The organism is Micromonospora sp. NPDC005252, from assembly GCF_042872475.1.
Lineage (GTDB): Bacteria > Actinomycetota > Actinomycetes > Mycobacteriales > Micromonosporaceae > Micromonospora.
The window spans coordinates 543,765-569,220 of sequence record NZ_JBIAKN010000003.1 but is presented as its reverse complement, the minus strand read 5'-3'; the positions used below and the strand labels follow the sequence as shown (position 1 = coordinate 569,220).

Annotated in this window: 23 protein-coding genes; 5 read left to right on the top strand and 18 right to left on the bottom strand. The window is 70.8% G+C overall.

Annotation, left to right across the window (positions count from 1 at the left end; genetic code table 11):
- The first annotated feature begins 68 nt into the window (after positions 1 to 68).
- From ACFYPH_RS12295 to rarD, 3 genes are all read left to right on the top strand, one after another.
- Complete coding sequence (locus tag ACFYPH_RS12295; protein WP_387181259.1) at positions 69 to 455, top strand: phage holin family protein; 387 nt, start codon at positions 69 to 71, stop codon at positions 453 to 455.
- Positions 456 to 574: 119 nt separating this feature from the next.
- Positions 575 to 1,072, top strand: a complete 498-nt coding sequence (locus ACFYPH_RS12290) for a GNAT family N-acetyltransferase (RefSeq protein WP_387181257.1) — start codon at positions 575 to 577, stop codon at positions 1,070 to 1,072.
- Entirely contained in the window at positions 1,069 to 1,995 is a 927-nt protein-coding gene (gene rarD / locus ACFYPH_RS12285; RefSeq protein WP_355065359.1) for an EamA family transporter RarD, read from the top strand. Before ACFYPH_RS12290 ends, rarD begins: the two co-directional genes overlap by 4 nt.
- A gap of 42 nt (positions 1,996 to 2,037) precedes the next feature.
- Here rarD and ACFYPH_RS12280 read toward each other — a convergent pair whose 3' ends face one another.
- Together ACFYPH_RS12280 and ACFYPH_RS12275 are read right to left on the bottom strand one after the other, a co-directional pair.
- Positions 2,038 to 2,757, bottom strand: coding sequence for a zf-HC2 domain-containing protein (locus ACFYPH_RS12280; RefSeq protein ID WP_354860435.1), 720 nt, complete (start codon positions 2,755 to 2,757; stop codon positions 2,038 to 2,040).
- Positions 2,754 to 3,248, bottom strand: a complete 495-nt coding sequence (locus ACFYPH_RS12275; RefSeq protein WP_234584867.1) for a sigma-70 family RNA polymerase sigma factor — start codon at positions 3,246 to 3,248, stop codon at positions 2,754 to 2,756. The genes ACFYPH_RS12280 and ACFYPH_RS12275 overlap by 4 nt, the downstream gene beginning before the upstream one ends.
- Positions 3,249 to 3,485: 237 nt before the next feature.
- Between ACFYPH_RS12275 and ACFYPH_RS12270 the strand changes: the two genes are divergently transcribed.
- Positions 3,486 to 5,615 carry a PhoX family protein gene (locus ACFYPH_RS12270; protein WP_387181255.1) on the top strand — a complete coding sequence of 710 codons (2,130 nt, stop codon included), beginning with the start codon at positions 3,486 to 3,488 and terminating at the stop codon, positions 5,613 to 5,615.
- A gap of 110 nt (positions 5,616 to 5,725) precedes the next feature.
- On the opposite strand, the gene ACFYPH_RS12265 is transcribed toward ACFYPH_RS12270, so the two are convergent.
- A complete protein-coding gene (locus ACFYPH_RS12265; RefSeq protein ID WP_387181251.1) occupies positions 5,726 to 6,508 on the bottom strand; it encodes an IclR family transcriptional regulator in 783 nt (260 codons plus the stop codon).
- A 154-nt stretch (positions 6,509 to 6,662) separates the two neighbouring features.
- Here ACFYPH_RS12265 and ACFYPH_RS12260 point away from each other — a divergent pair, with 154 nt between their 5' ends.
- Positions 6,663 to 7,859 carry an MFS transporter gene (locus tag ACFYPH_RS12260; protein ID WP_387181248.1) on the top strand — a complete coding sequence of 399 codons (1,197 nt, stop codon included), beginning with the start codon at positions 6,663 to 6,665 and terminating at the stop codon, positions 7,857 to 7,859.
- Positions 7,860 to 7,950: 91 nt separating this feature from the next.
- Here the strand turns inward: ACFYPH_RS12260 and ACFYPH_RS12255 are convergent, their stop codons facing one another.
- From ACFYPH_RS12255 to ACFYPH_RS12185, 15 genes are all read right to left on the bottom strand, one after another.
- Positions 7,951 to 9,036 (bottom strand): polyprenyl synthetase family protein, encoded by a 1,086-nt coding sequence (locus tag ACFYPH_RS12255; protein WP_354862043.1) that lies wholly within the window; start codon positions 9,034 to 9,036, stop codon positions 7,951 to 7,953.
- Between the two features lie 90 nt (positions 9,037 to 9,126).
- The gene (nuoN, locus tag ACFYPH_RS12250; protein WP_355065353.1) at positions 9,127 to 10,680 is read right to left on the bottom strand and encodes an NADH-quinone oxidoreductase subunit NuoN; all 1,554 of its coding nucleotides are present in this window, start codon (positions 10,678 to 10,680) and stop codon (positions 9,127 to 9,129) included.
- A complete protein-coding gene (locus tag ACFYPH_RS12245; protein ID WP_387181244.1) occupies positions 10,677 to 12,212 on the bottom strand; it encodes an NADH-quinone oxidoreductase subunit M in 1,536 nt (511 codons plus the stop codon). The genes nuoN and ACFYPH_RS12245 overlap by 4 nt, the downstream gene beginning before the upstream one ends.
- Positions 12,213 to 12,276: 64 nt before the next feature.
- A complete protein-coding gene (gene nuoL, locus ACFYPH_RS12240) occupies positions 12,277 to 14,202 on the bottom strand; it encodes an NADH-quinone oxidoreductase subunit L (protein WP_355065351.1) in 1,926 nt (641 codons plus the stop codon).
- An 11-nt stretch (positions 14,203 to 14,213) separates the two neighbouring features.
- Positions 14,214 to 14,513, bottom strand: coding sequence for an NADH-quinone oxidoreductase subunit NuoK (gene nuoK / locus ACFYPH_RS12235; RefSeq protein WP_007454601.1), 300 nt, complete (start codon positions 14,511 to 14,513; stop codon positions 14,214 to 14,216).
- A complete protein-coding gene (locus ACFYPH_RS12230; RefSeq protein WP_354862050.1) occupies positions 14,510 to 15,280 on the bottom strand; it encodes an NADH-quinone oxidoreductase subunit J in 771 nt (256 codons plus the stop codon). Before ACFYPH_RS12230 ends, nuoK begins: the two co-directional genes overlap by 4 nt.
- On the bottom strand, positions 15,277 to 15,918 hold the full coding sequence (nuoI, locus tag ACFYPH_RS12225) for an NADH-quinone oxidoreductase subunit NuoI (protein WP_354862052.1): 642 nt from the start codon (positions 15,916 to 15,918) through the stop codon (positions 15,277 to 15,279). The genes ACFYPH_RS12230 and nuoI overlap by 4 nt, the downstream gene beginning before the upstream one ends.
- Position 15,919: 1 nt before the next feature.
- Complete coding sequence (nuoH, locus tag ACFYPH_RS12220) at positions 15,920 to 17,272, bottom strand: NADH-quinone oxidoreductase subunit NuoH (protein ID WP_354862054.1); 1,353 nt, start codon at positions 17,270 to 17,272, stop codon at positions 15,920 to 15,922.
- A complete protein-coding gene (locus ACFYPH_RS12215) occupies positions 17,269 to 19,776 on the bottom strand; it encodes an NADH-quinone oxidoreductase subunit G (protein WP_363938050.1) in 2,508 nt (835 codons plus the stop codon). The genes nuoH and ACFYPH_RS12215 overlap by 4 nt, the downstream gene beginning before the upstream one ends.
- A complete protein-coding gene (nuoF, locus tag ACFYPH_RS12210; RefSeq protein ID WP_344360932.1) occupies positions 19,776 to 21,092 on the bottom strand; it encodes an NADH-quinone oxidoreductase subunit NuoF in 1,317 nt (438 codons plus the stop codon). Before nuoF ends, ACFYPH_RS12215 begins: the two co-directional genes overlap by 1 nt.
- Positions 21,089 to 22,318, bottom strand: a complete 1,230-nt coding sequence (gene nuoE, locus ACFYPH_RS12205; RefSeq protein ID WP_387181238.1) for an NADH-quinone oxidoreductase subunit NuoE — start codon at positions 22,316 to 22,318, stop codon at positions 21,089 to 21,091. The genes nuoF and nuoE overlap by 4 nt, the downstream gene beginning before the upstream one ends.
- Positions 22,315 to 23,640: an NADH-quinone oxidoreductase subunit D gene (locus tag ACFYPH_RS12200; protein WP_354853895.1), complete on the bottom strand. Its 1,326-nt coding sequence runs from the start codon at positions 23,638 to 23,640 to the stop codon at positions 22,315 to 22,317. The genes nuoE and ACFYPH_RS12200 overlap by 4 nt, the downstream gene beginning before the upstream one ends.
- A complete protein-coding gene (locus ACFYPH_RS12195; protein WP_355065343.1) occupies positions 23,637 to 24,374 on the bottom strand; it encodes an NADH-quinone oxidoreductase subunit C in 738 nt (245 codons plus the stop codon). Before ACFYPH_RS12195 ends, ACFYPH_RS12200 begins: the two co-directional genes overlap by 4 nt.
- A complete protein-coding gene (locus ACFYPH_RS12190; protein WP_354853890.1) occupies positions 24,371 to 25,048 on the bottom strand; it encodes an NADH-quinone oxidoreductase subunit B family protein in 678 nt (225 codons plus the stop codon). Before ACFYPH_RS12190 ends, ACFYPH_RS12195 begins: the two co-directional genes overlap by 4 nt.
- A 14-nt stretch (positions 25,049 to 25,062) precedes the next feature.
- Positions 25,063 to 25,428 carry an NADH-quinone oxidoreductase subunit A gene (locus ACFYPH_RS12185; RefSeq protein WP_007454588.1) on the bottom strand — a complete coding sequence of 122 codons (366 nt, stop codon included), beginning with the start codon at positions 25,426 to 25,428 and terminating at the stop codon, positions 25,063 to 25,065.
- Between the last annotated feature and the right edge of the window lie 28 nt (positions 25,429 to 25,456).

The window sequence follows — 25,456 nt, the reverse complement described above, 5'->3', positions numbered from 1 at the left end:
GGCCGCATCGTCCTGGATGGTCAACTGGTGGGTTACGCCGGTGAGTGGTCCGTGGCACGATCCCGGCCATGGGTTTTCTGAAAGGGTTGCTGATTCGGCTGGCCACCACGGCGCTGGCCTTCTGGTTGGCCACACTGCTCATTCCGGGCATCGACCTGGAGTCGACCTCGGCCGTGGAGACGGTCACCACGCTGATCCTGGTGGCGGTGATCTTCGGTGTCGTCAACGCGGTGCTCCAGCCGGTCATCAAGACCGTCGGCTGCGGCTTCTACCTGCTCACCCTGGGTCTCATCGCGCTTGTGGTGAACGGGCTGCTGTTCCTGCTCACCAGCTGGATCGCCGACCAGGCCAGGCTGCCGTTCTCGGTGGACGGCTTCTGGCCGGCCGCCGTGCTCGGCGCCCTGTTCGTGAGCATCGTGACCTGGATCCTCGGCGCCGTTCTCGACCGGGACTGACCGGCGACCGACCACCACCGACCCGCACCGCCCGGCTCCCGATGGGCCGGGCGGTGCGGCGACCAGAGTTCGGGAATTGGCGGGTTTGCGAGCCGGTCGGGTTGGCTAGCCTCGCAGGCGTGTTCTCGCTAACCCGCGCCGACGGCCACCTGATCAGCACCGATCCCGCCCGGCTCGACCTGGACCGGATACACCACTGGCTGTCCACCGACGCGTACTGGGCGCTGGGGCGTGACCGGGAGACGGTCGTGCGGGCGTTCGCTGGGTCACTGCCGTTCGGCGTCTACCGACCCGGGGACGGCCGCCAGGTGGCGGTGGCCCGGGTGGTCACCGACGGCGCCACCTTCGCCTGGCTCTGCGACGTGTACGTCGACCGGGCCTTTCGGGGCCTCGGGCTGGGTGGTTGGCTGGCCGGCGCGGTGCGCGACCACCTGGCCGAGCTGGGCGTACGCCGGATCCTGCTGGCCACCAACGACGCGCACGAGGTGTACGCGCGGGTGGGCTTCACCCCGTTGGACGTTCCGGAGCGGTGGATGCAGCTCGACCGGCGGCCACCGGTGACTCCGATCACCGGAAAGGAACAAAGCGGAGGTTCACCCCTTACGGTGGAGGCGTGACGCCACTCCGCCTGGGATACCTCTACGGCATCGGTGCGTACCTGCTCTGGGGTTTCTTTCCGCTCTACTTCAAGCTGCTGCGGCCCACCGGCCCGCTGGAGATCCTGGCCCACCGGATCGTCTGGTCGGTGCTCTTCGTGGCCCTGCTGCTCGGCGCGCTGCGCAACATCGGCTTCCTGCGGGCGCTGCTACGCCGCCGCCGGACGGTCGCCGGGATCGTCGCCGCGTCCGCGCTGATCGCCATTAACTGGGGCATCTACATCTACGGAGTCAGCTCCAACCGGGTGGTGGAGACCGCGCTCGGCTACTTCATCAACCCCCTCGTGGTGGTGCTGCTCGGGGTGACGGTGCTGCGGGAACGACTCCGCCCGGCGCAGTGGGTGGCGCTGGGCATCGGCGCGTCGGCCGTCGCGGTGCTCGCCGTCGACTACGGCCGGCTGCCCTGGCTGGCCCTGAGCCTGGCGTTCAGCTTCGCCGGCTACGGCCTGATCAAGAAGCAGCTCGGGTTGCCCGCCGCCGAGGGGCTCTTCGTCGAGTCGGCGGTGCTGGCGCTGCCCGCGCTGGGCTATCTCGCCTGGCTGAACCGGCATGGCGGGTTGACCTTCGGGCACGTCTCGGCCGGGCACACCGCGCTGCTGGTGCTGGCCGGCGCGGCCACCGCGATCCCGCTGCTGCTCTTCGCCGGGGCCGCCAACCGGCTGCCACTGACCGGCCTCGGCATGATCCAGTACCTGGCGCCGATCCTCCAGCTCGCCTGCGGCGTGCTGATCTTTCACGAGCCGATGCCGCCGGCCCGCCTCGCCGGCTTCGCACTGGTCTGGCTCGCCCTGGTGGTCTTCACCGCCGACGCTATTCGCCAGGCCCGTCAGGCCCGCCAGTCCCGCAGCACCCCTCGTCTCCCGAGCCCCGTCCCAACCCCCTGACCCACCCCGCCCTGGCCGTGCCCCCGCGATGGGGCGCGCGGGTTAGGGGACCGCGTACGTCAGCAGGGGGGTGCCGTCGGATCGTTGGAGTTCCACGCTGACCAGCTCGGCGTCGGTGAAGCGGGTGACGCCGGTGAAGCTGAGGTCGTCGCCGGGGGCCGCCAGCCAGGAGCCGATCTGCTCGCTGCTGCCGTTCGGGCCGTGCGCCACCAGCCGGAACGGGTACGCCTTGCCGTAGCTCGTCCGCGCGTCGTACCCGCAGTGCATGGTCACCTCGGTGCCCCACTTGCTGCCGGCCAACCCGATCTCGGCGTGCACCGGCCCGGCGGTGGCCACCGGCCGCATGGCGACCATCGACACTTGCGGGGCGGGGCGGGTGCCCTGTGCCCCCGGGGTGACCGGCGGGGCGACCGGTCGGGGCAGCACCGCGGCCGTGCCGACACCCACCACGAGGGCGAGCGCGGCGGCGGCCAGCGTGGTGAGGGCGTACCGCCGACGGGTCGCGGCGCGCTCGCGGCGCCGGCGGCTCCGGGCCTCCTCGAGCAGCGCGGGCACCCGGGGCGGGGACGGCGGCGGCAGGAACTGCTCCAGGCCCGCCGGGTCGAGGCGACCGAGCAGTCCGGGCAGGACGGCGATCTCGGCGACCGCGTCCCGGCAGGAGGCGCAGCCGGCGAGGTGCCGCTCGTAGGCCGCCCGCTCGGCGGGGGCCAGGGCACCCAGCACGTACGCGCCGTCGTCGTGCGCGAACTCGCACCGAGTCATCCCGTCACCCCCATCTCGGCCAGGACCAACCGTAGTGAGCGCAGGGCGTAGTGGGTGCGCGACTTCACCGTGCCCGGCGGCACGCCCAGCCGCGACGCCGCCTCGGCCACCGACCGCCCCTGGTAGAAGCATTCGACAAGCACTTCGCGGTGGGTGGGGCTGAGCCGGTTCAACGCCTCGGCGACGGTCCACGCCTCCACCGCACGCTCTGCCTCGTCGACCACCTCGGGCGGCTCGGGCAGCTCGTCGGTGAACACCTCACCGACCCGGGTGGACCGTCGCCGCCAGGCGTCGATGGCCAGGTTACGGGCGGTGGTGAACAGCCAGGCGCGTACGGAGCCGCGTCGCGGGTCGAGGGACTCGGGGTGCCGCCAGGCCCGCAGCAGCGTCTCCTGCACCAGGTCCTCGGCCCGCTGCCGATCGCCGTTGACCAGCCGCAGGGCGTGTGCGTACAGCGCCTCCGCGTGCTCGTCGTGCAGCGCCCGCAGCAGTTGGGCGTCATGGTCGCTGATGGCGGTCTCCTCACTTCCGGGCGCGCGTCCGGCGGTGTGTCCGCTCGGGAATACGTGCGGTCACGCCGAACGGTTCAGCCCGAGGTCAGACCGCTGGTCCCCACGCAGGTGTTCACGCCTGGTTCACATTGCGGCCGGCGACCGCTCACCACGTCCTCCTAGCGTCCGGCTGGTACGCCGCCTGTCGTGCCACCGACTTTCCTGGAGGCCACTGAAATGAGCGACCGTCCCCGGCTGCTCCCCCTGTTGACCGGTAACCGTCATGGCACCCGTGACGCCATGACCTGTCTGTACCGCTGCGGCAACGCCTGTGACCACCCCGTCCCGAACACGTCGGACAACGCGTACTTCGGCGACGTGGTGAACGCGGAGGTCTCCCGGCGTGGCGTCGTCCGGGCCGGCGCGGTCGGCGCCCTGGTCCTCGGCTTCGGTGGCGCGGCGGCCGGCGCGCTGGCCGGCGCGGCCCCCGCCGCCGCCGCGGCCCCCGCCACCCCGGACGTGCCGGAGGGCTTCGGCTTCGGCCGCCCCGCCACGGGCGTCGGCAGCGGCGCGCTGACCTTCAAGCCGATCCCGCCGAACAAGCTGGACACCCTGGTCGTGCCGAACGGCTACGACAACGCCGTGGTGATCAAGTGGGGCGACCCGGTGCTGCCGGGCGCGCCGGAGTTCGATCTGCACCACCAGACCGCCGCCGCCCAGTCGAAGCAGTTCGGCTACAACAACGACTTCGTCGGGGTGCTGCCGCTGGACAAGCAGGGCAGGCGGGCGCTGCTCGTGGTCAACCACGAGTACACCAACGAGGATCTGATGTTCCCCGGCTTCCCCGGCCTGGACGGGCTCTCCGTGGAGCAGCTGCGCACGGCGATGGCCGCGCACGGTATGTCCGTGGTGGAGTTGGAGCGGGTCGCCGGCACCGGGCAGTGGAAGCCCGTGGACAACGGCCGCCGGCCGTACAACCGGCGGGTCACCGCGCTCAGCACCAAGCTCGACCTGACCGGCCCGGCCGCCGGCTCGGCCTGGCTGAAGACCGCGGCCGACCCCAAGGGTCGTACGGTCGTCGGCACGCTGAACAACTGCTCCGGTGGCGTGACGCCGTGGGGGACGGTGCTCTCCGGCGAGGAGAACTTCAACCAGTACTTCGTCGGCGCGGACGCCGCTCCGGCCGACCTCAAGCCGAAGCTGGACCGCTACGGCATCACCACCGCGTCCCGCTACCCCAGCGGCAGCCGTAAGTGGGAGCGCGCCGACGAGCGCTTCGACCTGGCCAAGCACCCCAACGAGGCGCACCGGTTCGGCTGGGTCGTCGAGATCGACCCGTTCGACCCGGAGAGCCGCCCGCGCAAGCACACCGCCATGGGCCGCTTCAAGCACGAGGGCGCGAACGTCATCGTCGCCAAGGACGGGCACGTGGTCGCGTACATGGGCGACGACGAGCGGTTCGACTACCTCTACAAGTTCGTCTCGGCGAAGAAGTTCCTGAAGGGCAACTCCTGGGCCGCCCGCAAGCACAACCTCACGCTGCTGGAGTCCGGCACGCTCTACGTCGCGCAGCTCGACCAGACCAGCGCGGGCGAGATCGACGGTTCGGGCACACTCCCCGCCGACGGCGCGTTCAACGGCCGGGGTCGCTGGATCAAGCTGGTCAGCGGCAACCGCTCGTTCGTCGACGGGATGACCGCCGCGGACGTGCTGACCTTCACCAGGCTCGCCGGCGACAAGGTCGGCGCGACCAAGATGGACCGCCCCGAGGACGTCGAGCCGAGCCTGCTCACCGGCAAGGTCTACGTGGCGCTGACCAACAACACCGACCGGGGCAAGGCCGGCAAGGCGGCGGCCGACGAGGCCAACCCGCGCAACGCCAACAAGCACGGGCAGATCCTGGAGCTGGTCGAGGACCGCAACGACAACACCTCGGAGACCTTCGCCTGGTCGCTGCCGATCGTCTGCGGCGACCCGACCGACCCGTCGACCTTCTTCGCCGGGTACGACAAGACCAAGGTCTCCCCGATCTCGTGCCCGGACAACGTCGCCTTCGACGCCACCGGCAACCTGTGGATCTCCACCGACGGCAACGCGCTGGGCAGCAACGACGGCCTCTTCGCCACCGCCGTCGAGGGTCCCGAGAAGGGTCACCTCAAGCAGTTCCTCACCGTGCCGCTCGGCGCGGAGACCTGCGGCCCGTTCATCACCGGCGACAACCGCTCGGTCTTCGTCGCCGTGCAGCACCCGGGTGAGATCACCGGCGCGTCGGTGGAGGACCCGGCCTCTAACTGGCCGGACGGCGACTACGCCAAGCCGGGCGTGGTGGTCACCTGGCGCCTCGACGGCGGCCCGGTGGGCAGCTGACGGTGCTCCCGCGGCCGGCAGGCCGCTGACGTTGCTCCGGCGGTTCGGCGCTGGACCGCCCCGAGAGGCCCTCTCCCAGCCCGGGAGAGGGCCTCTGGGCATCCGGCGGGTCAGTGGTCGGCGGCGATGCCGTCGGCGACCGTGCGGGCGACGGTGAGCAGCTTGGCCCGGACGACCCGAGCGGAGGTCATCATCTCGCTCGCCGGCAGGGCGCAGGCCAGCACGACCCGACGTTCCATGTCCTTGTCCGGCGTGACGAGCACCGCCGCGCAGGCCACGCCCTGGCGGAACTGCCCCAGCTCCAGCTGCATCCCGCGCCGGTCGCCGGCGGCCAGGTCGGCCTCGAACGCCTCGGTGGTGGTCAGCGTCGCGGTGGTGAACGAGCGCATGCCGTACTCGCGCAGGTAACGGAAACGCTGCTCGGTGTTGAGGGTGGCGAGCAGGGACTTGCCGAGGGCGGTCGCGTGCGCCCCCTCGTCGAAGCCGGGGACCAGGTCTTCCAGGTAGGGCGAGCGGTGCCCCTCGGCCACCGCCGTGATGGCGACCTGACCGCCGACGAAGCGGCCCAGGTAGTGGCTGTAGCCGGTGTCCACGGCGGCCCGGCGCAACGTCTCACCGACCACCGGCGGGCCCCGGAACGCGGTCACCAGCTCGCGGTAACGGTCGGCCACCTCCAGCCCCACGATGTACGTGCCGTCCTCCCGACGGATCACGTAGCCCTCGTACGCGAGCGTGCGGACCAGGTGGTAGGTGGTGGCCACGGTCAGCTCGCACCGTCGGGCGATCTGCTTGACGGTCAGGCCCTTCGGAGCGCGACCGACCGACTCGAGCACCCGCAGTGCTCGGGACACGCTGCGGATCAGGTCCGAGGGTTCTGCCAAGGGGTCGCGCACAACCACCTCCGCCGCCGGGGACTTACACCATATGAAAAACAGGCCGGGTGCGAAATGCCTGTTCGGGTCGAGGATGCCAGATCACCATCCACTCCTCGTAGGCCACTGGTCACCGGGAGTGGTCCGAGTCTGACTCGCGTAGGTTTGCCGGACGATGACCAACACCGCCCTCACCCCCGCTGAAGACCGCGCCCGGACCCGCCCGATCCGGGCCAGTGCCGGTGCCGTCGCCACCACTGTGGCCTGCGTACTGCCCGTCTTCCTCCTCGGCGGCCTCGCCGTGCAGATGGGAGCGGACCTCGGGTTCTCCCCGGCCGGGCTGGGCCTGGCCGTGTCCGTCTACTTCGGCGTGAGCGCGCTGGCCTCGGTGCCCTCCGGCCGGCTCGTCGAGCGGTACGGGCCGGCCGTGGTGGCCCGCTGCGGCATCGTGCTGGCCTCCGGGTCGATGCTGGCCGTGGCGGCGGTCGCCCGCTCGTACGAGGTGCTGCTCGCTTTGCTGGCGCTCAGCGCCGCCGCCAACGCCCTCGGTCAACTGGCCAGCAACGCCGCACTGGCCCAGCACGTGCCCCCGAACCGGCAGGGGCTGTCGTTCGGTGTCAAGCAGGCGGCCATTCCGGTCTCCACCCTGCTGGCCGGCGCGGCGGTGCCCACCATCGCGCTCACCGCCGGGTGGCGCTGGGCGTTCGTGGCCGCGGCCGTCGCGGCGCTGACGACGCTGCCGGCCGTACCCCGGCAGCTGCCCGGCCGGGACCGACGGGCCGACGCGACGCGCGCGGGCCGGGCCACGATGGCGCTGGTGGTGCTCGGCGCGGCGGCGACGTTGGCGGCGGGCGCGGCCAACGCGCTGGGCACCTTCCTGGTGGACTCGGCCGCCGCCCGGGGTCTCTCGCCGGGCCTCGCCGGCCTCACCCTGACCCTGGGCAGCGCGGTCTGCGTGGCCGCCCGGGTGGGCGCCGGCGGACTGGCCGACCGCCGGGCCAGCGGTCACGTCGCGCTCATCGCCGCGATGCTGGTGGTCGGGGCGACCGGGCTCGGTCTGCTCGCGGTGGCCGGCCCGGTGCCGTTGGTGGCCGGCGTGGTGCTCGGCTTCGGCCTGGGCTGGGCGTGGCCCGGCCTCATGAACTTCGCGGTGGTCCGGCTGCACCCGCAGGCCCCGGCCGCCGCCACTTCGATCACGCAGACCGGGGTGTACGCGGGCGGCTGCCTCGGCCCGTTGAGCCTCGGCCCGCTCGCCGCCCACTTCGGCTACCCGGCCATGTGGGCCACGGCGGCGGTGGCGATGCTGCTCGCCGCCGCCCTCATGCTGGCGGGCAGCCGCCTCCTGACCGCCAGCCGCCCCAACCCCGCGTGATCATGAGGTTATTGCCCGATCAGACGGCGTGTCGGGGCAATAACTTCATGATCAACCGAGTGACGGCCGGGGGTGGGGGTGGGGGTGGGGGTTAGCTGGTGCGGTCGGCGATGTAGTCGCAGAGCGATTCCAGCGCCTGGCGTGACGCGCTCGCGGGGAGCGGGGCCAGGCGCGCGCGGGCGTCCTCGGCGTAGCTGCGTACGGTCTCCCGGGCGCGCTTGAGCGCCGGGCTCTCCCGGAGCAGCCCCAGGGCCTCGGCGTGCAGCGCGTCGTCGGTCAACGGGCCGGTCGCCAGGATCTCCCGTAGCCGCACCGACGCGGCGTCGGAGTCGTCGGCCGCACGGGCGTAGAGCACCGGCAGCGTCGGGACACCCTCGCGGAGGTCCGTACCGGGCGTCTTGCCCGACTGCACCGACTCGGAAGCGATGTCCAGCAGGTCGTCGGTGAGCTGGAACGCGACGCCGATCGTCTCGCCGTAGCCGGCGAGGGCCTCGACCTGCTCGGCCGGGGCGCCGCCGAACATGCCGCCGAACCGGACCGACGTGGCGATCAGCGATCCGGTCTTCTCGGCGATCACGCTCAGGTAGTGCGCGACCGGGTCCTCCCCGGCGCGCGGACCCACCGTCTCCGCGATCTGACCGTGCACCAGGCGGGCGAAGGTACGCGCCTGCAACCTGACGGCCTCGGGGCCCAGATCGGCCGCGATGTCCGCGGCGCGGGCGAAGAGGTAGTCGCCGACCAGGATGGCGACCGAGTTGGTCCAACGCGAGTTGGCGCTCGGTGCGCCCCGCCGCACGGCGGCCTCGTCCATCACGTCGTCGTGGTAGAGGGTGGCCAGGTGGGTGAGCTCCATCACCACGGCCGCCGGGACCACCTGCGCGCCCGACGGATCGCCGAACTGAGCGCCGAGCGCCACCAGCAGCGGCCGGAACCGCTTTCCGCCGGCCTCCAGGAGGTGCCGGGCCGCCTCGGTGACGAACGGGTCGGCGCTGGCCACACTGGCCCGCAGCTCGACCTCGACCGCGTCCAGCAGCCCCAGCACGGACGCCTCGACGCGGGGATCGGCAAGATGGAGGCCGAGCGCGCCGAACTGACTCGTGCTCGCCCGACCCCGGCGACCGCCGGAACCGGTGGCACCTGAACGCTCGCCAGCCGGAATCACCACACCATCAACCATGCCACACCCGTTCGACCTGCTCCGGGTCGGGGATACGCAGCGGGGGCCGGCACGCTGTCGCGCGCCGGCCCCCGGTGTCCGAGGTACGTCTCACCGCACGAATTCTGCGGCTCCGGTAGCCAGGTCGAGCAGTGGACCAGGGGCGACACCCAGCGCCAGGGTGGCCAGCACGCCGACCATCAGCGCGGCGGACGTGAGGCCGCCCGGCACGGTGACCGTCGGCGTGGACTCGCCCGGCTCGGACAGCCACATCATCACCACGACCCGCAGGTACGGGAACGCCAGCACCATGCTGGTCAGCACGCCGGCCACCACCAGCCACACGTGCCCGCTCTCCCACGCCGGCCCGAAGACCGCGAACTTGCTGGTGAAGCCGCTGGTCAGCGGGATACCGGCGAACGCCAGCAGGATGAACGTGAACAGCCCGGCGTAGAACGGCGAGCGCTGCCCCAGCCCGGCCCAGCGGGACAGGTGGGTGGCCTCCCCGTCGGCGTCACGCACCAGGGTCACCACCGCGAACGCGGCCAGCACCGAGAAGCCGTACGCGACCAGGTAGAACATCGTGCCGGTGAGACCGACCTTGGAGGGCGCCAGCACACCGACCAGCAGGTAGCCGGCGTTGGCGATCGAGGAGTACGCGAGCAGCCGCTTGATGTCGGTCTGGGTGACCGCGAGTACCGCGCCGACCAGCATGGTCAGCACCGCCACCGCACCGAGCACCGGCGTGAAGTCCCAACCCCCGCCCTCAAACGCGACGTGGAAGACGCGCAGCAGCGCGCCGAACGCCGCGACCTTGGTGCAGGCGGCCATGAAGCCGGTGACCGGGGTCGGCGCACCCTGGTAGACGTCCGGTGTCCACACGTGGAACGGGGCCGCCGCGGCCTTGAAGAGCAGACCGATGGCGAGCAGCGCCATGCCGGCGAAGAGCAGCACCGGGCTGGCCGGCGACTCGCTCACCGCCGCGTTGACGGTGGCGAAGTCGACCCCGGCCGACCGGCCGGGAACACCGGCGGTGAAGCCGTAGATCAGGGCCACCCCGAACAGGAAGAACGCCGAGGCGTACGCGCCGAGCAGGAAGTACTTCATCGCCGCCTCCTGGCTCAGCAGACGCCGGCGGCGGGCCAGCGCGCAGAGCAGGTAGAGCGGCAGGGAGAAGACCTCCAGCGCGATGAACATGGTCAGCAGGTCGTTCGCCGCCACGAAGATCAGCATGCCGCCGATCGCGAACGTGACGAGCGGGTACACCTCGGTGAGCCCGTTGCGCCCCTCGGCCTGCTTGCGGTCGTCGGCCGACTCGGCGGTCACCGCGGCCTGGGCGACGAACGCGCCGCCCCGCTCGACGGAACGGTCACCGATCAGCAGCAGCGCCATCGCGGCCAGCACCAGGATGGCGCCCTGGAGGAAGAGCGTCGGCCCGTCCACCGCGATGGACTGACCGGCCGTGACGAGCCGGTCGTCGGCGTTGAGGACCACCATGGTCAGCGCGGCGAGGACGGCCAGCAGCGCCAACGTCAGCTGCACCACGTGCCGCGAGCGGCGCGGCACGAACGCCTCGACCAGCACACCGAGCAACGCGGTGCCCAGCATGATCATGATCGGGGCGAGTGCCGCGTAGTCGAGCGACGGCAATTTCAACTCGGTCACTTTGCCGCCTCCTGGACGGTGCCGCCCACGGTCGGGGCCGGGTCGGTTCTGCCGATGTCGTCCATGGTCGCCTGGACGGCCGGGTTGATCACATCGGTGACCGGCTTGGGATAGAAGCCGAGCAGGACGATCAGCGCGACCAGCGGGGCGACCACGACCTTCTCGCGCAGGTTGAGGTCCCGGCGCATCCCGTCGACCTCGGTCAGCGCCGGATTGAGCGTGCCCTGCGTGGTGCGCTGCACCATCCACAGCACGTACGCCGCCGCCAGGATGATGCCGACCGTGGCGATGACCGCCACCGGCTTGTTCACCGTGAACGTGCCGATCAGCACCAGGAACTCGGAGATGAACGGCGCGGTGCCGGGCAGCGCGAGCGAGGCGAGACCGGCGAAGAACAGCACACCGGCGAGCACCGGGACCAGCTTGCCGGCGCCGCCGAAGTCACTGATCAACGACGAGCCACGCCGGGAGATCAGCATGCCGACCACCAGGAACAGCAGGCCGGTGGCCAGACCGTGGTTGAGCATGTAGAGCACCGCGCCCGTACCGGCCTGGGTGGTGAAGGCGAAGATACCCACCCCGATGAACCCGAAGTGCGCGATCGACGTGTACGACACGAGCCGCTTGAGGTCGTTCTGGCCGACCGCCAGCAGCGCCGCGTAGATGATGCCGATCACGCCCAGCGCCAGCGCCCACGGCGCGAACCACTTCGACGCCTCCGGGAACAGCGGCAGGCAGTAGCGCAGGATCCCGAACGTGCCGACCTTGTCCAGCACACCGACCAGCAACGCGGCGGCGCCCGCCGGGGCGGCGCCACCGGCGTCCGGCAGCCAGGTGTGGAGCGGGAAGAACGGGGCCTTGATGGCGAACGCGAGGAAGAAGCCGAGGAACAGCCACCGCTCGGTGCCGGTGCTGATGTCCACCTGCGACAGCGCCTGCCAGTCGAAGGTCTTCCCGCCGACCACCCAGAGGCCGATCACCGCGGCCAGCATGAACAGACCGCCGACCAGCGAGTAGAGGAAGAACTTCACCGCCGCGTACTGCCGCTGGTGGCCGCCGTAGCTGCCGATCAGGAAGTACATCGGCACCAGCATGACCTCGAAGAACACGTAGAACAGGAAGACGTCGGCGGCGGCGAAGACGCCGATCATCGTGCTCTCGAGGATCAGCAGCAGCGCGAAGTAGACCGGGATGGACCGCTTGGAGGACTCCGCGTCGTGCCAGGAGGCCAGGATCACCAGCGGCACCAGCACCGCGATCAGCATGAGCATCACCAGCGCGATGCCGTCGGCGGCGAAGGTGAAGCGGACGCCCCAGTTCGGGATCCAGGAGTACGACTCCCGGAACTGGAAGCGGTCACCGCCCGCGTTGAAGCTGACCCACATCACCACCGAGAGCACCAGGACCAGCAGCGACCAGACGAACGCCACCTGCTTGGCCAGCTCCGGCCGGTGGCGCGGCAGGAAGGCCACCACCAGGGCGCCCACCAGCGGCGCCACGGTGAGCACCGAGAGGAACGGGAAGTTGGACATTATGCGGCCTTACCTCCGTCGTGGATGCGTGGTCCGCCGGCGGGGGCGGGCGTATTCAGGTCGATCACGCCAACCACCCCGCCTGCACCGCCAGGAACGCCGCCATCACCAGCAGCGCACCGGCCAGGATCGAGGTGGCGTACGAGCGGACGAAACCGGTCTGCAGCCGCCGGAGCCGGCCCGAACCGCCGCCGACGCCGGCGGCGAGCCCGTTGACCAGCCCGTCGATGCCCCGGTTGTCGAGGAAGACCAGCGCCCGGGTGAGGAAGATGCCCGGCTTCTCGAAGACCGCCTCGTTGACCGCGTCGGTGTAGAGGTTGCGCCGGGCGGCGGTGACCAGAACCCCGGCCGGCTGCGGCGCGGTGGCCGTACCGGCCCGGAACAGGAACCAGGCCAGCCCGGCGCCGAGCACCGTCACCACCAGCGAGAGCGCGGTGATCACGCCGTGCGCGAGGACCGCCTCGTGCTCCGCGTGCTCGCCGCCCAGCCCCGCGGTCGCCGTCAGCCAGTCCGGAACGGACGTGGAGAGCAGGAAACCGGCGCCGACCGAGCCGACCGCCAGCAGGATCAGCGGGATGGTCATCAGCCTCGGCGACTCGTGCGGGTGCTCGATGTCCTCGGTCCACCGCTTCGGGCCGTGGAAGGTGAGCACGAACAGCCGGGTCATGTAGAACGCGGTCAGTCCGGCGCCGAGCAGCGCCGCCCCGCCGAAGAGCCAGGCGGTCCAGTCCTCCCGCTCGAAGGCGGCCACGATGATCGGCTCCTTCGAGAAGAAGCCGGAGAACGGGAACATGCCGATGATGGCGAGCCAGCCCATCATGAACGTCAACCAGGTGACCTTCATGTACGTCGACAGCCCACCGAAGCGGCGGATGTCCACCTGGTCCTTCATCCCGTGCATGACCGAGCCGGCGCCCAGGAACATGTTGGCCTTGAAGAAGCCGTGCGCCAGCAGGTGCACGATGGCCAGCGCGTACGCGCCACCGCCCAGGCCGACGCCGAGGAACATGTAGCCGATCTGGCTGACCGTCGACCAGGCCAGCACCCGCTTGATGTCGTCCTTCGCCGCGCCGATGACGCAACCCATCAGCAGGGTGAGCGCGCCGACGCTGACCACCACGAGCTGGAGCGTCGAGTTGGCGGAGAAGATCGGGTTGGACCGGGCGATCAGGTAGACGCCCGCCGTGACCATGGTGGCGGCGTGGATGAGCGCCGACACCGGAGTGGGGCCCTCCATCGCGTCCGGCAGCCACGCCTGCAGCGGGAACTGCCCGGACTTGCCGGCCGCACCGAGCAGCAGCAGCAGGCCGAGCACCAGCACGGTGGTGCCGGTCAACGCGCCGACACCGTTGAACACCTCGTCGTACTGGGTGGTGCCCAGGGTCGCGAACATGATGAAGATGCCGATGGCGAGGCCGGTGTCGCCGACCCGGTTCATCAGGAACGCCTTCTTGCCGGCCGTGGCGGCGCTCGGCCGCCCGTACCAGAAGGAGATCAGCAGGTACGACGCCAGACCGACGCCCTCCCAGCCGAAGTACAGCATCACGTAGTTGTTGCCGAGCACCAGCAGCAGCATGGCCGCGACGAACAGGTTGAAGTACGCGAAGAACCGGCGGCGACCCGCGTCGTGCGCCATGTACTCGACGGCGTACAGGTGGATCAGGAACCCGACGCCGGTGATCAGCAGGACGAAGACCGCGGCCAGCGGGTCGAACAGCAGGCCGAAGTCGACCCGCAGATCACCGACCGCGATGAAGTCCCAGAGGCTCAGCTCGGCCGACTTGTTCTCCAGGCCGCGCAGCTGGAAGAAGGACGCCAGCCCGAGCACGAACGCGGCGCCGATGGCCGCGACGCCCAACCAGTGCCCCCAGCGGTCGGCCCGCCGGCCGAGCAGCAGCAGGATGGCCGCGCTGACCAGCGGGATCGCCACCAGCAGCCAGACGCTGCCGAGCAAGCCCGTGGCCTCTGCGTACTGCACAGTCTCTTCCACTCGCTTGCCCCTTAGTACTTGAGCAGGTTGGCGTCGTCGACACTCGCCGAGCGCCGGGTCCGGAAGATGGACATGATGATCGCGAGGCCGACGACGACCTCGGCCGCGGCCACCACCATCACGAAGAACGCCATGATCTGGCCGTTGAGGTCACCGTTGATCCGGCTGAAGGTGACCAGCGTCAGGTTGGCCGCGTTGAGCATCAGCTCGACACACATGAACAGCACGATCGCGTTGCGCCGGATGAGCACCCCGGACGCGCCGATGGTGAACAGCACCGCCGCCAGCACGAGGTAATGATTGGGCGTCACTGGTCGGTCCCCTTCAGCGTGGTCTCCTGCGCGGTCAGCTCGCGGACCGGCAGGATGTCCGGCGTGCTCCGCTCGGTGAGCCGCCCGTCCGGCAGCCGCGCCGGGGTGGCCACCGAGGAGGAGGTGGCGAAGACGCCGGGGCCCGGCTTGGGGCCGGGGTAGTTGCCCGGCGCGAAGCGCGCCCGCATCGTCGACGGCTGGTCGACCTTGTCCTGCTTGCGCCGCTCGACGTGCGCGAGCACCATGGCGCCGACCGCCGCGGTGATCAGCAGCGCCGAGGTCAGCTCGAACGCGAAGACGTACTTGGTGAACAGCAGCCGGGCGATGCCCTGCACGTTGCCTTCGGCGTTGGCCTGGTCCAGGCCGACCGCCGTGGTCTTGTCCATGGCGTTGTAGACGGCGGTGCCGACCAGGCCGGCGAAGCCGAGCCCCAGCAGGATCGCGGCGACGCGCTGACCGCGCAGCGTCTCGATCAACGAGTCGGAGGCGTCCCGGCCGACCAGCATCAGCACGAACAGGAAGAGCATCATGATCGCGCCGGTGTAGACGATGATCTGCACCATGCCGATGAACGGCCCGGCCTGGAGTACGTAGAACACGCCCAGGCAGAGCATCGTGAGCACCAGCCAGAGCGCCGAGTGCACCGCGTTGCGGGCCGCCACCATCCCGATCGCGCCGATGAGCGCGAGCGGCGCGAGGATCCAGAAGGTGACCTCCTCGCCGCCGGACACCCCGCCCGCCGCGGCCAGCACCGTAGACGTGGTCATGCTCCCTCTCCCTTGCCGGCCGCCGCGCGCTGGGCGGCCTGCTCGGCGCCCGGGAACGTCACGCCGGGGTGCTCCTCGACCTGGTAGCGGCCGGGGCTCATGGGGGACGTCTCGGCACCGGCGGACGTGCCCGGGTTGTCCAGCGCGCCGACGTAGTAGTCCTTCTCGCTGTCACCCAGGCGCATCGGGTGCGGCGGCTGCTCCATGCCCTCGAGCAGCGGAGCGAGCAGCTGCTCCTTCGTGAAGATTAGGTCCTGCCGGTTGTCCCGGGCCAGCTCGTACTCGTTGCTCATGGTGAGCGAACGGGTCGGGCAGGCCTCGATGCAGAGCCCGCAGAAGATGCACCGCGCGTAGTTGATCTGGTAGGTGCTGGCGTACCGCTCACCGGGCGAGAAGCGCTGCTCGTCGGTGTTGTCGCCGCCCTCGACGTAGATCGCGTCCGCCGGGCAGGCCCAGGCGCACAGCTCGCAGCCGATGCACTTCTCCAGGCCATCCGGATGCCGGTTGAGGATGTGCCGCCCGTGGTAGCGCGGCGCCGACACCGGCGGCTTGAACGGATAGTCGGTCGTGACGACCTTCCTGAACATGTGCGAGAAGGTGACACCGAATCCCTTGAACGTTCCGGTGATCGCGCCCACGTCACACCTCCCTGGAGTCCGAGCCGGCGACGATGTTGGCCGGCTCCCGCTCGGCGACCACGCGCGTGATACGCGGGCTCGGTGGTACCTGTAGATCCATCGGTGGCAGCGGGAAGCTCCCGTACGGCCGGCTGTCCACCTGCTCCTGCGCGGTCGGCTTGGGCTGCGGGCGACGATTCGGCCAGAACAGGGTGGCGAGCAACAGCACGCCGGCCGGGATGCCGACCGCGATCAGCTTGCCGCGCGAGTCCCAGTCCTCGATGGAGCGCAGGCCCGACAGGACCAGGATCCAGACCAGGTTGATCGGCAGCAGCACCTTCCAGCCGAAGCGCATGAACTGGTCGTAGCGCAGCCGGGGCAGCGTGCCACGCAGCCACACGAAGACGAAGACCAGCGCGATCACCTTGCCGAAGAACCAGAGCATCGGCCACCAACCGGAGTTGGCGCCCTCCCAGAGCGTGATCGGCCACGGTGCCCGCCAGCCGCCGAGGAACAGCGTGGTGGTGACCGCGGACATGGTCACCATCGCGACGTACTCGCTGAGCATGAAGAGCGCGAACTTCAGCGAGCTGTACTCCGTCATGAAGCCGGCGACCAGCTCGGACTCGGCCTCGGGCAGGTCGAACGGCGCCCGGTTGGTCTCGCCGACGGTGGCGATGAAGAAGATGACGAAGCTGGGCAGCAGCAGGATCGCGTACCAGCCCGGGGCCGGGATCTCGGTGCCGAAGAGGGTCAGCCGGGTGGCGTCGCCCTGCGCGGCGACGATCCCGCTGGTGCTCATCGTGCCGGCGGTCATGAAGACGGCCACGATGCTCAGGCCCATGGCGACCTCGTAGGAGATCATCTGGGCGCTCGACCGCAGACCGCCGAGCAGCGGGTACGTCGAGCCGGAGGCCCACCCGCCCAGCACGATGCCGTAGACGCCCATCGAGGAGCAGGCCAGCAGCAGCAGCACCGCCACCGGCACGTCGGTGACCTGCAACGGCGTGTGGTGCCCGGCGATGCTCACCATCGGGCCGAACGGCACCACCGACAGCGCGGTGACCGCGCAGATCACCGAGATCGTCGGGGCGAAGAAGTAGACGACCTTGTCGGCCGCCTTCGGCAGGATGTCCTCCTTGAAGGCCATCTTGAGGCCGTCGGCGAGGGTCTGCAGCAGGCCGAACGGGCCGACCTGGTTGGGGCCGGGCCGCACCTGCATGTAGCCCACCACGCGCCGCTCGAACCAGACACCGAGCAGGGTGGCCAGCAGACCGAAGGCGAACGCGAAGACGATCTTGCCAAGGACCAGCCACCACGGATCCCGACCGAAGTCGGCCAGCGTCGGGTCCTGGGCCAGGAGTGACGGAGTCACTGGTTACCCCCAGTGTTGAGGAGCGGACCCGGAAGACCGGCCTCGTCCGCCGCGACCCGCCCGGCCGGAACGGTCGCGCTCGGTGCGGGAACGGAGATCCGGACGACCGCGCCGGACGTCGCCCCGAGGCTGCGCCGCACGGTCGAACCGGGTGAGTTGGTCGGCAGCCAGACGACGCCGTCCGGCATCTCGGTCAGCTCCGCCGGCAGGGTCAGCGCCCCGCGGTCGGTGCCCACAGTGACCGCGTCCCCGTCGGCCACACCGAGTGCCTCGGCGGTGCCCTTGCCCAGCCGGACGACCGGCGGGCGGGCGGTGCCGGCGAGGTGCTCGTCGCCGTCGGTCAGGGTGCCGAGGTCGACCAGCTGGTGCCAGGTCGCCAGCACGGCCTCCCCGGCACGCGGGTGCGGCACCGTCCCCGGCGACACCGACGGCGCGGACGGCCGGGACGTGCGCGTGGCCGGCAGTGAGCCCAGCTCCCGACGCACACTCGGCACGTCGGCGGTGCCGAGCCGCACGTCGAGCAGGGCGGCCAGCGCGTCGAGCACCCGGCCGTCAGTCATCGCGGCGGTGTTCAGCACCGCCTCGAACGGACGCAGGCGACCCTCCCAGTCCAGGAAGCTGCCGGCCTTCTCGACCACCGGGGCCACCGGCAGCACCACGTCGGCCCGCCGGGTCACCGCGCTCGCGCGCAGTTCCAGGCTGACCAGGAACGGCACCGCGTCCAGAGCGGTCTCCGCCAGCCGCGGGTCGGCCAGGTCGGCCGGGTCGACACCGCCGACCACCAGCGCACCGAGCTGCCCGTTGGCGGCCGCCGCCAGGATGCCGTCGGTGTCCCGACCGGCCTGGCTCGGGATCACCCCGGCCGGGATGTCCCACGCCTCGCCCAGCTCGGCCCGCGCGGCCGGCTCGGTGACCAGCCGGCCACCGGGGAGCAGGTTGGGCAGGCAGCCGGCGTCGACCGCGCCGCGGTCACCCGCGCGCCGCGGCACCCAGGCCAGCTTCGCGCCGGTACGGCGAGCCACGTCCGCCGCGGCGGAGAGCCCACCCGGCACGCTGGCCAGCCGCTCACCGACGATGAGGATCGCGCCCGGGGCGCTGAGCGCCTCGGTGACCGTGGCGTGCTCGGCGAGCACGCTGGCCTCCTCGCCCGGCACGACCCGGGCCAGCTTGGCACCGAGCTTCTCCAGGCCGCGGGTGGCGAACGGCGCCAGCGCGTACACCGTCAGGGTCTTCTTGAGGTACGCCTTGCGCAGCCGCAGGAAGAGGATCGGGCACTCCTCCTCCGGCTCCAGGCCGACCAGCACCACCGCCGGCGCGTTCTCCACGTCGGTGTAGGTGACGTCGGTGACCCCGGCGACCGAGCTGGCCAGGAAGTCGGCCTCCTCGCGGGAGACCGGGCGGGCCCGGAAGTCGATGTCGTTGGTGTTCAGCGCGACCCGGGCGAACTTGGCGTACGCGTAGGCGTCCTCGACGGTCAGCCGACCGCCGGTGAGCACCGCCGTGCCCTGGCCGCTCTCGCGGGCCGCGTGCAGCCCCTCGGCGGCCCTGGTCAGCGCCTCACTCCAGGACGCCTCCCGCAGCTCACCGGTGTGCTCGTCGCGGACCAGCGGGTTGGTCAGGCGGTCGGCGGCCCGGGTGTACTGGAAACCCCAGCGGCCCTTGTCGCAGTTCCACTCCTCGTTCACCGCCGGCTCGTCACCGGCGAGCCGGCGCAGCACCTTGCCGCGCCGCCAGTCGGTGCGCTGCCCGCAGCCGGCCGAGCAGTGCTCGCAGACGCTCGGGCTGGACACCAGGTCGAACGGGCGGGCCCGGAACCGGTACTGGGCGCCGGTCAGGGCGCCCACCGGGCAGATCTGCACGGTGTTGCCGGAGAAGTAGGAGTTGAACGGCACGTCTCCGGCGTCGCCCTGCTCGCCGTACGCGTCGTCCCGGTAGATGTTGATCTCCTCGGCGGACGACCGGCCCATCAGGTCGATGAACTTGTCGCCGGCGATCTCCTCAGAGAACCGGGTGCACCGCTGGCAGAGCACGCAGCGCTCGCGGTCCAGCAGCACCTGGCTGCTGATCGCCATCGGCTTCTCGTACTCCCGCTTGTGCTCGTGGAAGCGCGAGTCGGTGCGGCCGGTGGACATCGCCTGGTTCTGCAGGGGGCACTCGCCGCCCTTGTCACACATGGGGCAGTCCAGAGGGTGGTTGAGCAGCAGCAGCTCCATCACCCCCTCCTGCGCCTTCTGAGCGACAGGCGAGGTGAGCTGGGTGCGGACCACCATGCCGTCGGCGACGGTCTGGGTGCAGGAGGCGACCGGCTTGCGCTGCCCTTCCACCTCGACCAGGCACTGGCGGCACGCGCCGGCCGGGGCCAGCAGCGGGTGGTCGCAGAACCGGGGGATCTCGGTGCCCATCTGCTCGGCGACCCGGATCAGCAGCGTCCCCTTCGGGGCGGTGACCTCGACGCCGTCGATGGTGAGGGTGACGGTTTCGGTCTGCTTGGCTACGTCGGTCATCAGTGCGCCCCTACCAGGGTCTTCTCCGACAGCTTGGGTGCGGTACGTCCCTCGATGTAGTCGAGGTAGTCCTGCTTGAAGTACTTCAGCGACGAGGTCACCGAGCTGGTCGCGCCGTCACCGAGGCCGCAGAACGAGCGGCCGAGGATGTTGTCGCAGGTGTCCAGCAGGGTGTCCAGGTCCTCGTGGGTGCCCTGACCCGAGAGGATCCGCCGGTAGACCCGGACCATCCAGTAGTTGCCCTCGCGGCACGGGGTGCACTTGCCGCACGACTCGTGGTGGTAGAACTCCAGCCACCGGTACGTCGCGTAGACCGGGCAGTCCTGGTCGGAGAAGATCTGGGTGGCAGTGGTGCCGAGGATCGAGCCGGCCGCCGCCACCCCCTCGAAGTCCAGTGGCACGTCCAGGTGCTCGGCGGCGAGCAGCGGGGTGGACGATCCGCCCGGGGTCCAGAACTTCAGGTTGTGGCCCGGCTGCATGCCACCGGCCAGCTCCAGCAGTTCGCGCAGCGTGACGCCCATCGAGCACTCGTACTGGCCGGGGTTGTTGATGCGGCCGGAGAGCGAGTAGATCATCGGCCCGGAGGACTTCTCGGTGCCCATGGTCTTCCACCAGTCGGCCCCACCGAGCACGATCGGCGGCACGCTGGCGATGGTGCCAACGTTGTTCACCACCGTCGGGCTCGCGTACAGGCCGTGGGTGGCCGGGAACGGCGGGCGCAGCCGGGGCTGACCCCGGAACCCCTCCAGCGAGTCCAGCAGCGCCGTCTCCTCGCCGCAGATGTACGCCCCCGCGCCGGAGTGCACCACCAGCTCCAGGTCGTAGCCACTGCGCAGGATGTTGCGGCCGAGGTAGCCCTTGTCGTACGCCTCCTGGACCGCGTTGCGCAGCCGGCGCGCGGCGTGTACCGCCTCGCCCCGGATGTAGATGTACGCGCGGCTGGCCCGGATCGCGTACGACGCGATGATCACGCCCTCGACCAACGCGTGCGGGTCGTGGGTCATCAGCGGCAGGTCCTTGCAGGTGCCCGGCTCGCCCTCGTCGGCGTTGACCACCAGGTAGTGCGGCTTGCCGTCGCCCTGCGGGATGAAGCCCCACTTGAGGCCGGTGGGGAAGCCGGCGCCACCCCGACCGCGCAGCCCGGAGTCCTTGATCAGCTGGATCAGGTCGTCCGGGTGGGCCTTGAGCGCCTTGCGCAGCGCGGCGTAGCCGTCGAGCTGCTCGTACGTGCCGATCCGCCAGGCGTCCGGCGACAGCCAGCGCTTGGTCAGCACCGGCGTCAGCTTGGCCAGCGTCTCCGGGCGGGGAGTGGTCACTTCTGGGCCCCCGTTTCGCTCGCGTCGGCCGATTCGGCGCCGTCGGCGTCCGTTCCGGCCTTCGCTTCGGTGAGGTTGCGCTCCTGCGCCCCGGCGTCGTCGCCGGCGGGCTTGCCGTCGCCGGCCGGCGGGTTGGCCGCCGTGCCGGCGGCCTGGGCCGCCTGCGCGTCGTGCGGGGCCGGCGGCGACGTCTCCGCCGGCGCCTTCGTGCCGGGCGCGTCCGGCACCGCGGTCTGCGCGTCGGGCTGCCGGGTCTCGGCGGTACGCACCTGCGGCGACTTGTCGTCGGGCGCCTTCACGTCCGGCGCGGTGCTGCCGGTGGCCGCCTCCGGCCTGGCGGTCTCGGTCGCCGCCTCCGGCCTGGTGGTCTCGGTGGGCGTCGGCTCGGCGGCACCGGCCGCTCCCGTCGGCGCGGACGCCCCGTCGCCACCCTTGACCGGAGCCGTGGTGGCCTCGACGGGCGCCGGCTTGGCGGCCTCGGCGTCGGCCTTCGCCTTGTCCGCGTCGGCCTTCGCCTTGGCCGCTGCCTTGTCGGCCTCGGCCTTGCTGCGGATCGGGGTGTTCGGGTCGAAGCCCGGCACCGAGACGTTGTGCTCCTGCGCCAGCCGCAGACCGCGCAGGGTCGGCTCGCCCGGCCCGCCGTCGGCGACCGCGCCGTCGCGCTCGTCGGCGAAACCGGCGAGCTGCACCGCCATCTCCTTGAGCGTGCAGAGCCGCGCGCCGCGCGTCGGCATCGGCCGGCCACCGGCGCGCAGCTCGTCGACCACGCCGACCGCCGTGGACGGATCCACCCGGTCGAAGAAGTCGTAGTTGACGGTCATCACCGGGCCGTAGTCGCAGGCCGCCAGGCACTCGGCGTGCTCCAGCGTGATCGTGCCGTCCGCGGTCGTCTCGTCGTGCCCGACACCCAGGTGCTCGACGAGGGTGTCGTAGACCTCCTGGCCGCCCAGCACGTTGCACATCGTGTTGGTGCAGACGCTGACCAGGAAGTCACCGGTGGGCTTGCGCTTGTACATCGTGTAGAAGGTGGCCACCGCGCCGACCTGGGCCTTGTTCAGCCCGAGCACCTCGGCGCAGAACGTGACCCCGGCCGGGGAGACGTACCCCTCCTCCGCCTGGACCAGGTGCAGCAGCGGCAGCAGCGCCGAGCGGGACCGGTCCGCCGGGTAACGGGCGATGATCTCGCGTGCCCGCTCCCGCGTCTCTTCGGTGAACGTCGTCGTCATCGGTCACACCCACCCATCACGGGGTCCAGCGAGGCGCCGCCGGCGATCACGTCGGCGATGAGGCCACCCTCGGCCATCGCCGGGAGGGCCTGGAGGTTGACGAAGCTCGGCTCCCGGTAGTGCACCCGGTACGGCCGGGTGCCGCCGTCGGAGACCGCGTGTACGCCCAACTCGCCGCGCGGCGACTCGATGCCGACGTACACCTGGCCGGGCGGGACCCGGAAGCCCTCGGTCACCAGCTTGAAGTGGTGGATCAGCGACTCCATCGACTGACCCATGATCTTCGCGACGTGCTCCAGCGAGTTGCCCATGCCGTCGACGCCGATGGCGAGCTGCGCGGGCCACGCGATCTTGCGGTCGGCGACCATCACCGGGCCCGGCCGCAGCCGGTCCAACGCCTGCTCGACCAGCTTCATCGACTCGCGGATCTCGGCGAGCCGCACCTGGTAGCGGCCCCACACGTCACCGTCGGGGTGGGTCGGCACGTCGAACTCGTACGTCTCGTAGCCGCAGTACGGCATGGTCTTGCGCAGGTCCCAGGCGAGCCCGGCCGAGCGCAGCACCGGACCGGTGATGCCGAGCGCCACGCAGCCGGTCACGTCCAGCACCGCGACGTTCTTCGTCCGTTCGATCCAGATCGGCTGACCGGAGAGGAGGTCCTCGTACTCCTTGAGCTTCTTCGGCATCATCTTCAGGAACTCGCGGATCTTGACGATCGCCTCGTCCGGCACGTCCTGCGCGACACCGCCCGGCCGGACGTACGCGTGGTTCATCCGCAGGCCGGTGATGGTCTCGAAGATGTCGAGGATGTACTCCCGCTCGCGGAAGCCGTACAGCATGATCGAGATCGCGCCCAGCTCCATGCCGGTGGTGGCCAGCCAGACCAGGTGCGACGAGATCCGGTTGAGCTCCATCATCAGCACGCGGATGGTGGTGGCGCGCTCGGTGACGTCGTCGGTGATGCCGAGCAGCTTCTCGACCGCGAGGGCGTACGCCGTCTCGTTGAAGATCGGGGCGAGGTAGTCCATCCGGGTCACGAACGTCGAACCCTGGACCCAGTTGCGGTACTCGAGGTTCTTCTCGATGCCGGTGTGCAGGTAGCCGACGACCGAGCGGGCCTCGCGGACCGTCTCGCCCTCCAGCTCCAGGATCAGTCGCAGCACCCCGTGCGTGGACGGGTGCTGCGGACCCATGTTGACCACGATCCGCTCGTCGTTGATCGGGTCGGTGCCCGAGACGACCGTGTCCCAGTCCCCACCGGTGACGGTGAAGACCCTGCCCTCGGTGGTCTCGCGTTCGGTCGCGTAGTTCGACGTGGTCACTGGTACGACCTCCTGCGGTCCGGCGGCGGGATCTCGGCGCCCTTGTACTCGACCGGCACGCCACCGAGCGGGTAGTCCTTGCGCTGCGGGTGGCCCTCCCAGTCGTCCGGCATGAGGATCCGGGTCAGGTTGGGGTGGCCGTCGAAGACGATGCCGAACATGTCGTACGCCTCCCGCTCCTGCCAGTCCGCCGTCGGGTAGATGGCGGTGACGCTGGGCAGGTGCGGCGACTCGACGGAGACCGCGGCCTCCAGCCGGATCCGACGCCGGTAGGTCATCGAGGTGAGCAGGTAGACCACGTGCAGCCGGCGCTCGTCGGCGCCGAGGTAGTCCACCCCGGACACCGAGGAGCACAGCTCGAAGCGCAGCGCCAGGTCGTCCCGCAGCACCTGGCAGACCTCGGCGATCCGCTCCGGGCGGACGTGCAGGGTCAACTCACCCCGGTCGACGACCACCTTCTCGATCGCGTCGCCGAAGGCCGGGTACGCCTCTTCGAGGGCGTCGCGAACCTCGTCGAAGTAGCCCCCGTACGGCCGGGGCGCCTCCTCGATGGGCTGGCGCTGGCGGACCAGGCCGCCGTAGCCGGACACGTCGCCGGTGCCCTGGTTGCCGAACATTCCGCGCCCCGCCGGGCTGGACGGCGGGTACTCGGCCGGGGCGGTGCCGCTGGCACCGGCCGGGGTGACCGGCACCGGCACACCCCCGTCGTTGTTCCTGTCGTTCGGTGCGGTCACTTCGGGCCCCTGTGCGCGTGGAGGTGGTTCTGGGCGTTCATCCAGTTCTCGATCCGCAACTGCTCCTCGCGCCCCTCGCGGACCGCCTGGGTCCACTCGGCACGCCGGGCCTTGTCGTTGCGGTACGAGGACGGCATGGAGCCGTACGGCACGACCGGAACGTCGCCGCGCTCCTGGCGGGCCGCCAGCATCTTGCGACCGTTCGGGCCCAGCGGCTCATACATGATCTTCTCGCGGAGCTTGAGGATCGCGTCGATGAGCATCTCCGGCCGGGGCGGGCAGCCGGGCAGGTACATGTCGACCGGCACGACGTGGTCGACGCCCTGCACGATCGCGTAGTTGTTGAACATGCCGCCGCTGCTGGCGCAGACGCCCATGGAGAGCACCCAGCGGGGCTCGGCCATCTGGTCGTAGATCTGGCGCAGCACCGGTGCCATCTTCTGGCTCACCCGGCCGGCCACGATCATCAGGTCGGCCTGCCGGGGCGAGGCCCGGAAGACCTCCATGCCCCAGCGGCCCATGTCGTAGTGCGGACCACCGGCGGCCATCATCTCGATCGCGCAGCAGGCCAGGCCGAAGGTGGCGCCCCACACGGACGACTTCCGGGACCAGTTGACCAGCTTCTCCACCGAGGTGAGCAGGACGCCGGCGGGGAGCTTCTCCTCGATGCCCATCTGACGTTCCTTCCTCAGTCCCAGTCCAGGCCGCCGCGCCGCCACACATAGGCGTACGCGACGAAGACCGCGACGATGAACAGGACCATCTCCACGAAGCCGAAGATCGGCAGAGCGTCGAACGAGACCGCCCAGGGGTAGAGGAAGATGATCTCGATGTCGAAGACGATGAAGAGCATCGCCGTCAGGTAGAACTTGATCGGGAACCGCCCGCCGCCGACCGGCTGAGGGCTGGGCTCGATGCCGCACTCGTAAGCCTCGAGTTTGGCCTTGTTGTATCGACGGGGACCAGCGAAGCGGGCGGCGCCGACAGAGAACAGCGAGAACGCCGCGGCGAGGGCGAACAGCCCGATGATCGGTGCGTAAGGCGAGAGCGACATCGTTTTCTCCTGCTCGTCCTTCCCTGCC

What these genes read in the sequence shown, in the direction of transcription:
- ACFYPH_RS12215 (WP_363938050.1), bottom strand. Translation starts at nt 19,776, where the DNA reads ATGACCGACGTAGCCAAGCAGACCGAAACCGTCACCCTCACCATCGAC.
- ACFYPH_RS12190 (WP_354853890.1), bottom strand. Translation starts at nt 25,048, where the DNA reads ATGGGCATCGAGGAGAAGCTCCCCGCCGGCGTCCTGCTCACCTCGGTG.
- ACFYPH_RS12230 (WP_354862050.1), bottom strand. Translation starts at nt 15,280, where the DNA reads ATGACCACGTCTACGGTGCTGGCCGCGGCGGGCGGGGTGTCCGGCGGC.
- ACFYPH_RS12255 (WP_354862043.1), bottom strand. Translation starts at nt 9,036, where the DNA reads ATGGTTGATGGTGTGGTGATTCCGGCTGGCGAGCGTTCAGGTGCCACC.
- ACFYPH_RS12185 (WP_007454588.1), bottom strand. Translation starts at nt 25,428, where the DNA reads ATGTCGCTCTCGCCTTACGCACCGATCATCGGGCTGTTCGCCCTCGCC.
- ACFYPH_RS12295 (WP_387181259.1), top strand. Translation starts at nt 69, where the DNA reads ATGGGTTTTCTGAAAGGGTTGCTGATTCGGCTGGCCACCACGGCGCTG.
- ACFYPH_RS12270 (WP_387181255.1), top strand. Translation starts at nt 3,486, where the DNA reads ATGAGCGACCGTCCCCGGCTGCTCCCCCTGTTGACCGGTAACCGTCAT.
- ACFYPH_RS12260 (WP_387181248.1), top strand. Translation starts at nt 6,663, where the DNA reads ATGACCAACACCGCCCTCACCCCCGCTGAAGACCGCGCCCGGACCCGC.
- ACFYPH_RS12245 (WP_387181244.1), bottom strand. Translation starts at nt 12,212, where the DNA reads ATGTCCAACTTCCCGTTCCTCTCGGTGCTCACCGTGGCGCCGCTGGTG.
- nuoE (WP_387181238.1), bottom strand. Translation starts at nt 22,318, where the DNA reads ATGACGACGACGTTCACCGAAGAGACGCGGGAGCGGGCACGCGAGATC.
- ACFYPH_RS12280 (WP_354860435.1), bottom strand. Translation starts at nt 2,757, where the DNA reads ATGACTCGGTGCGAGTTCGCGCACGACGACGGCGCGTACGTGCTGGGT.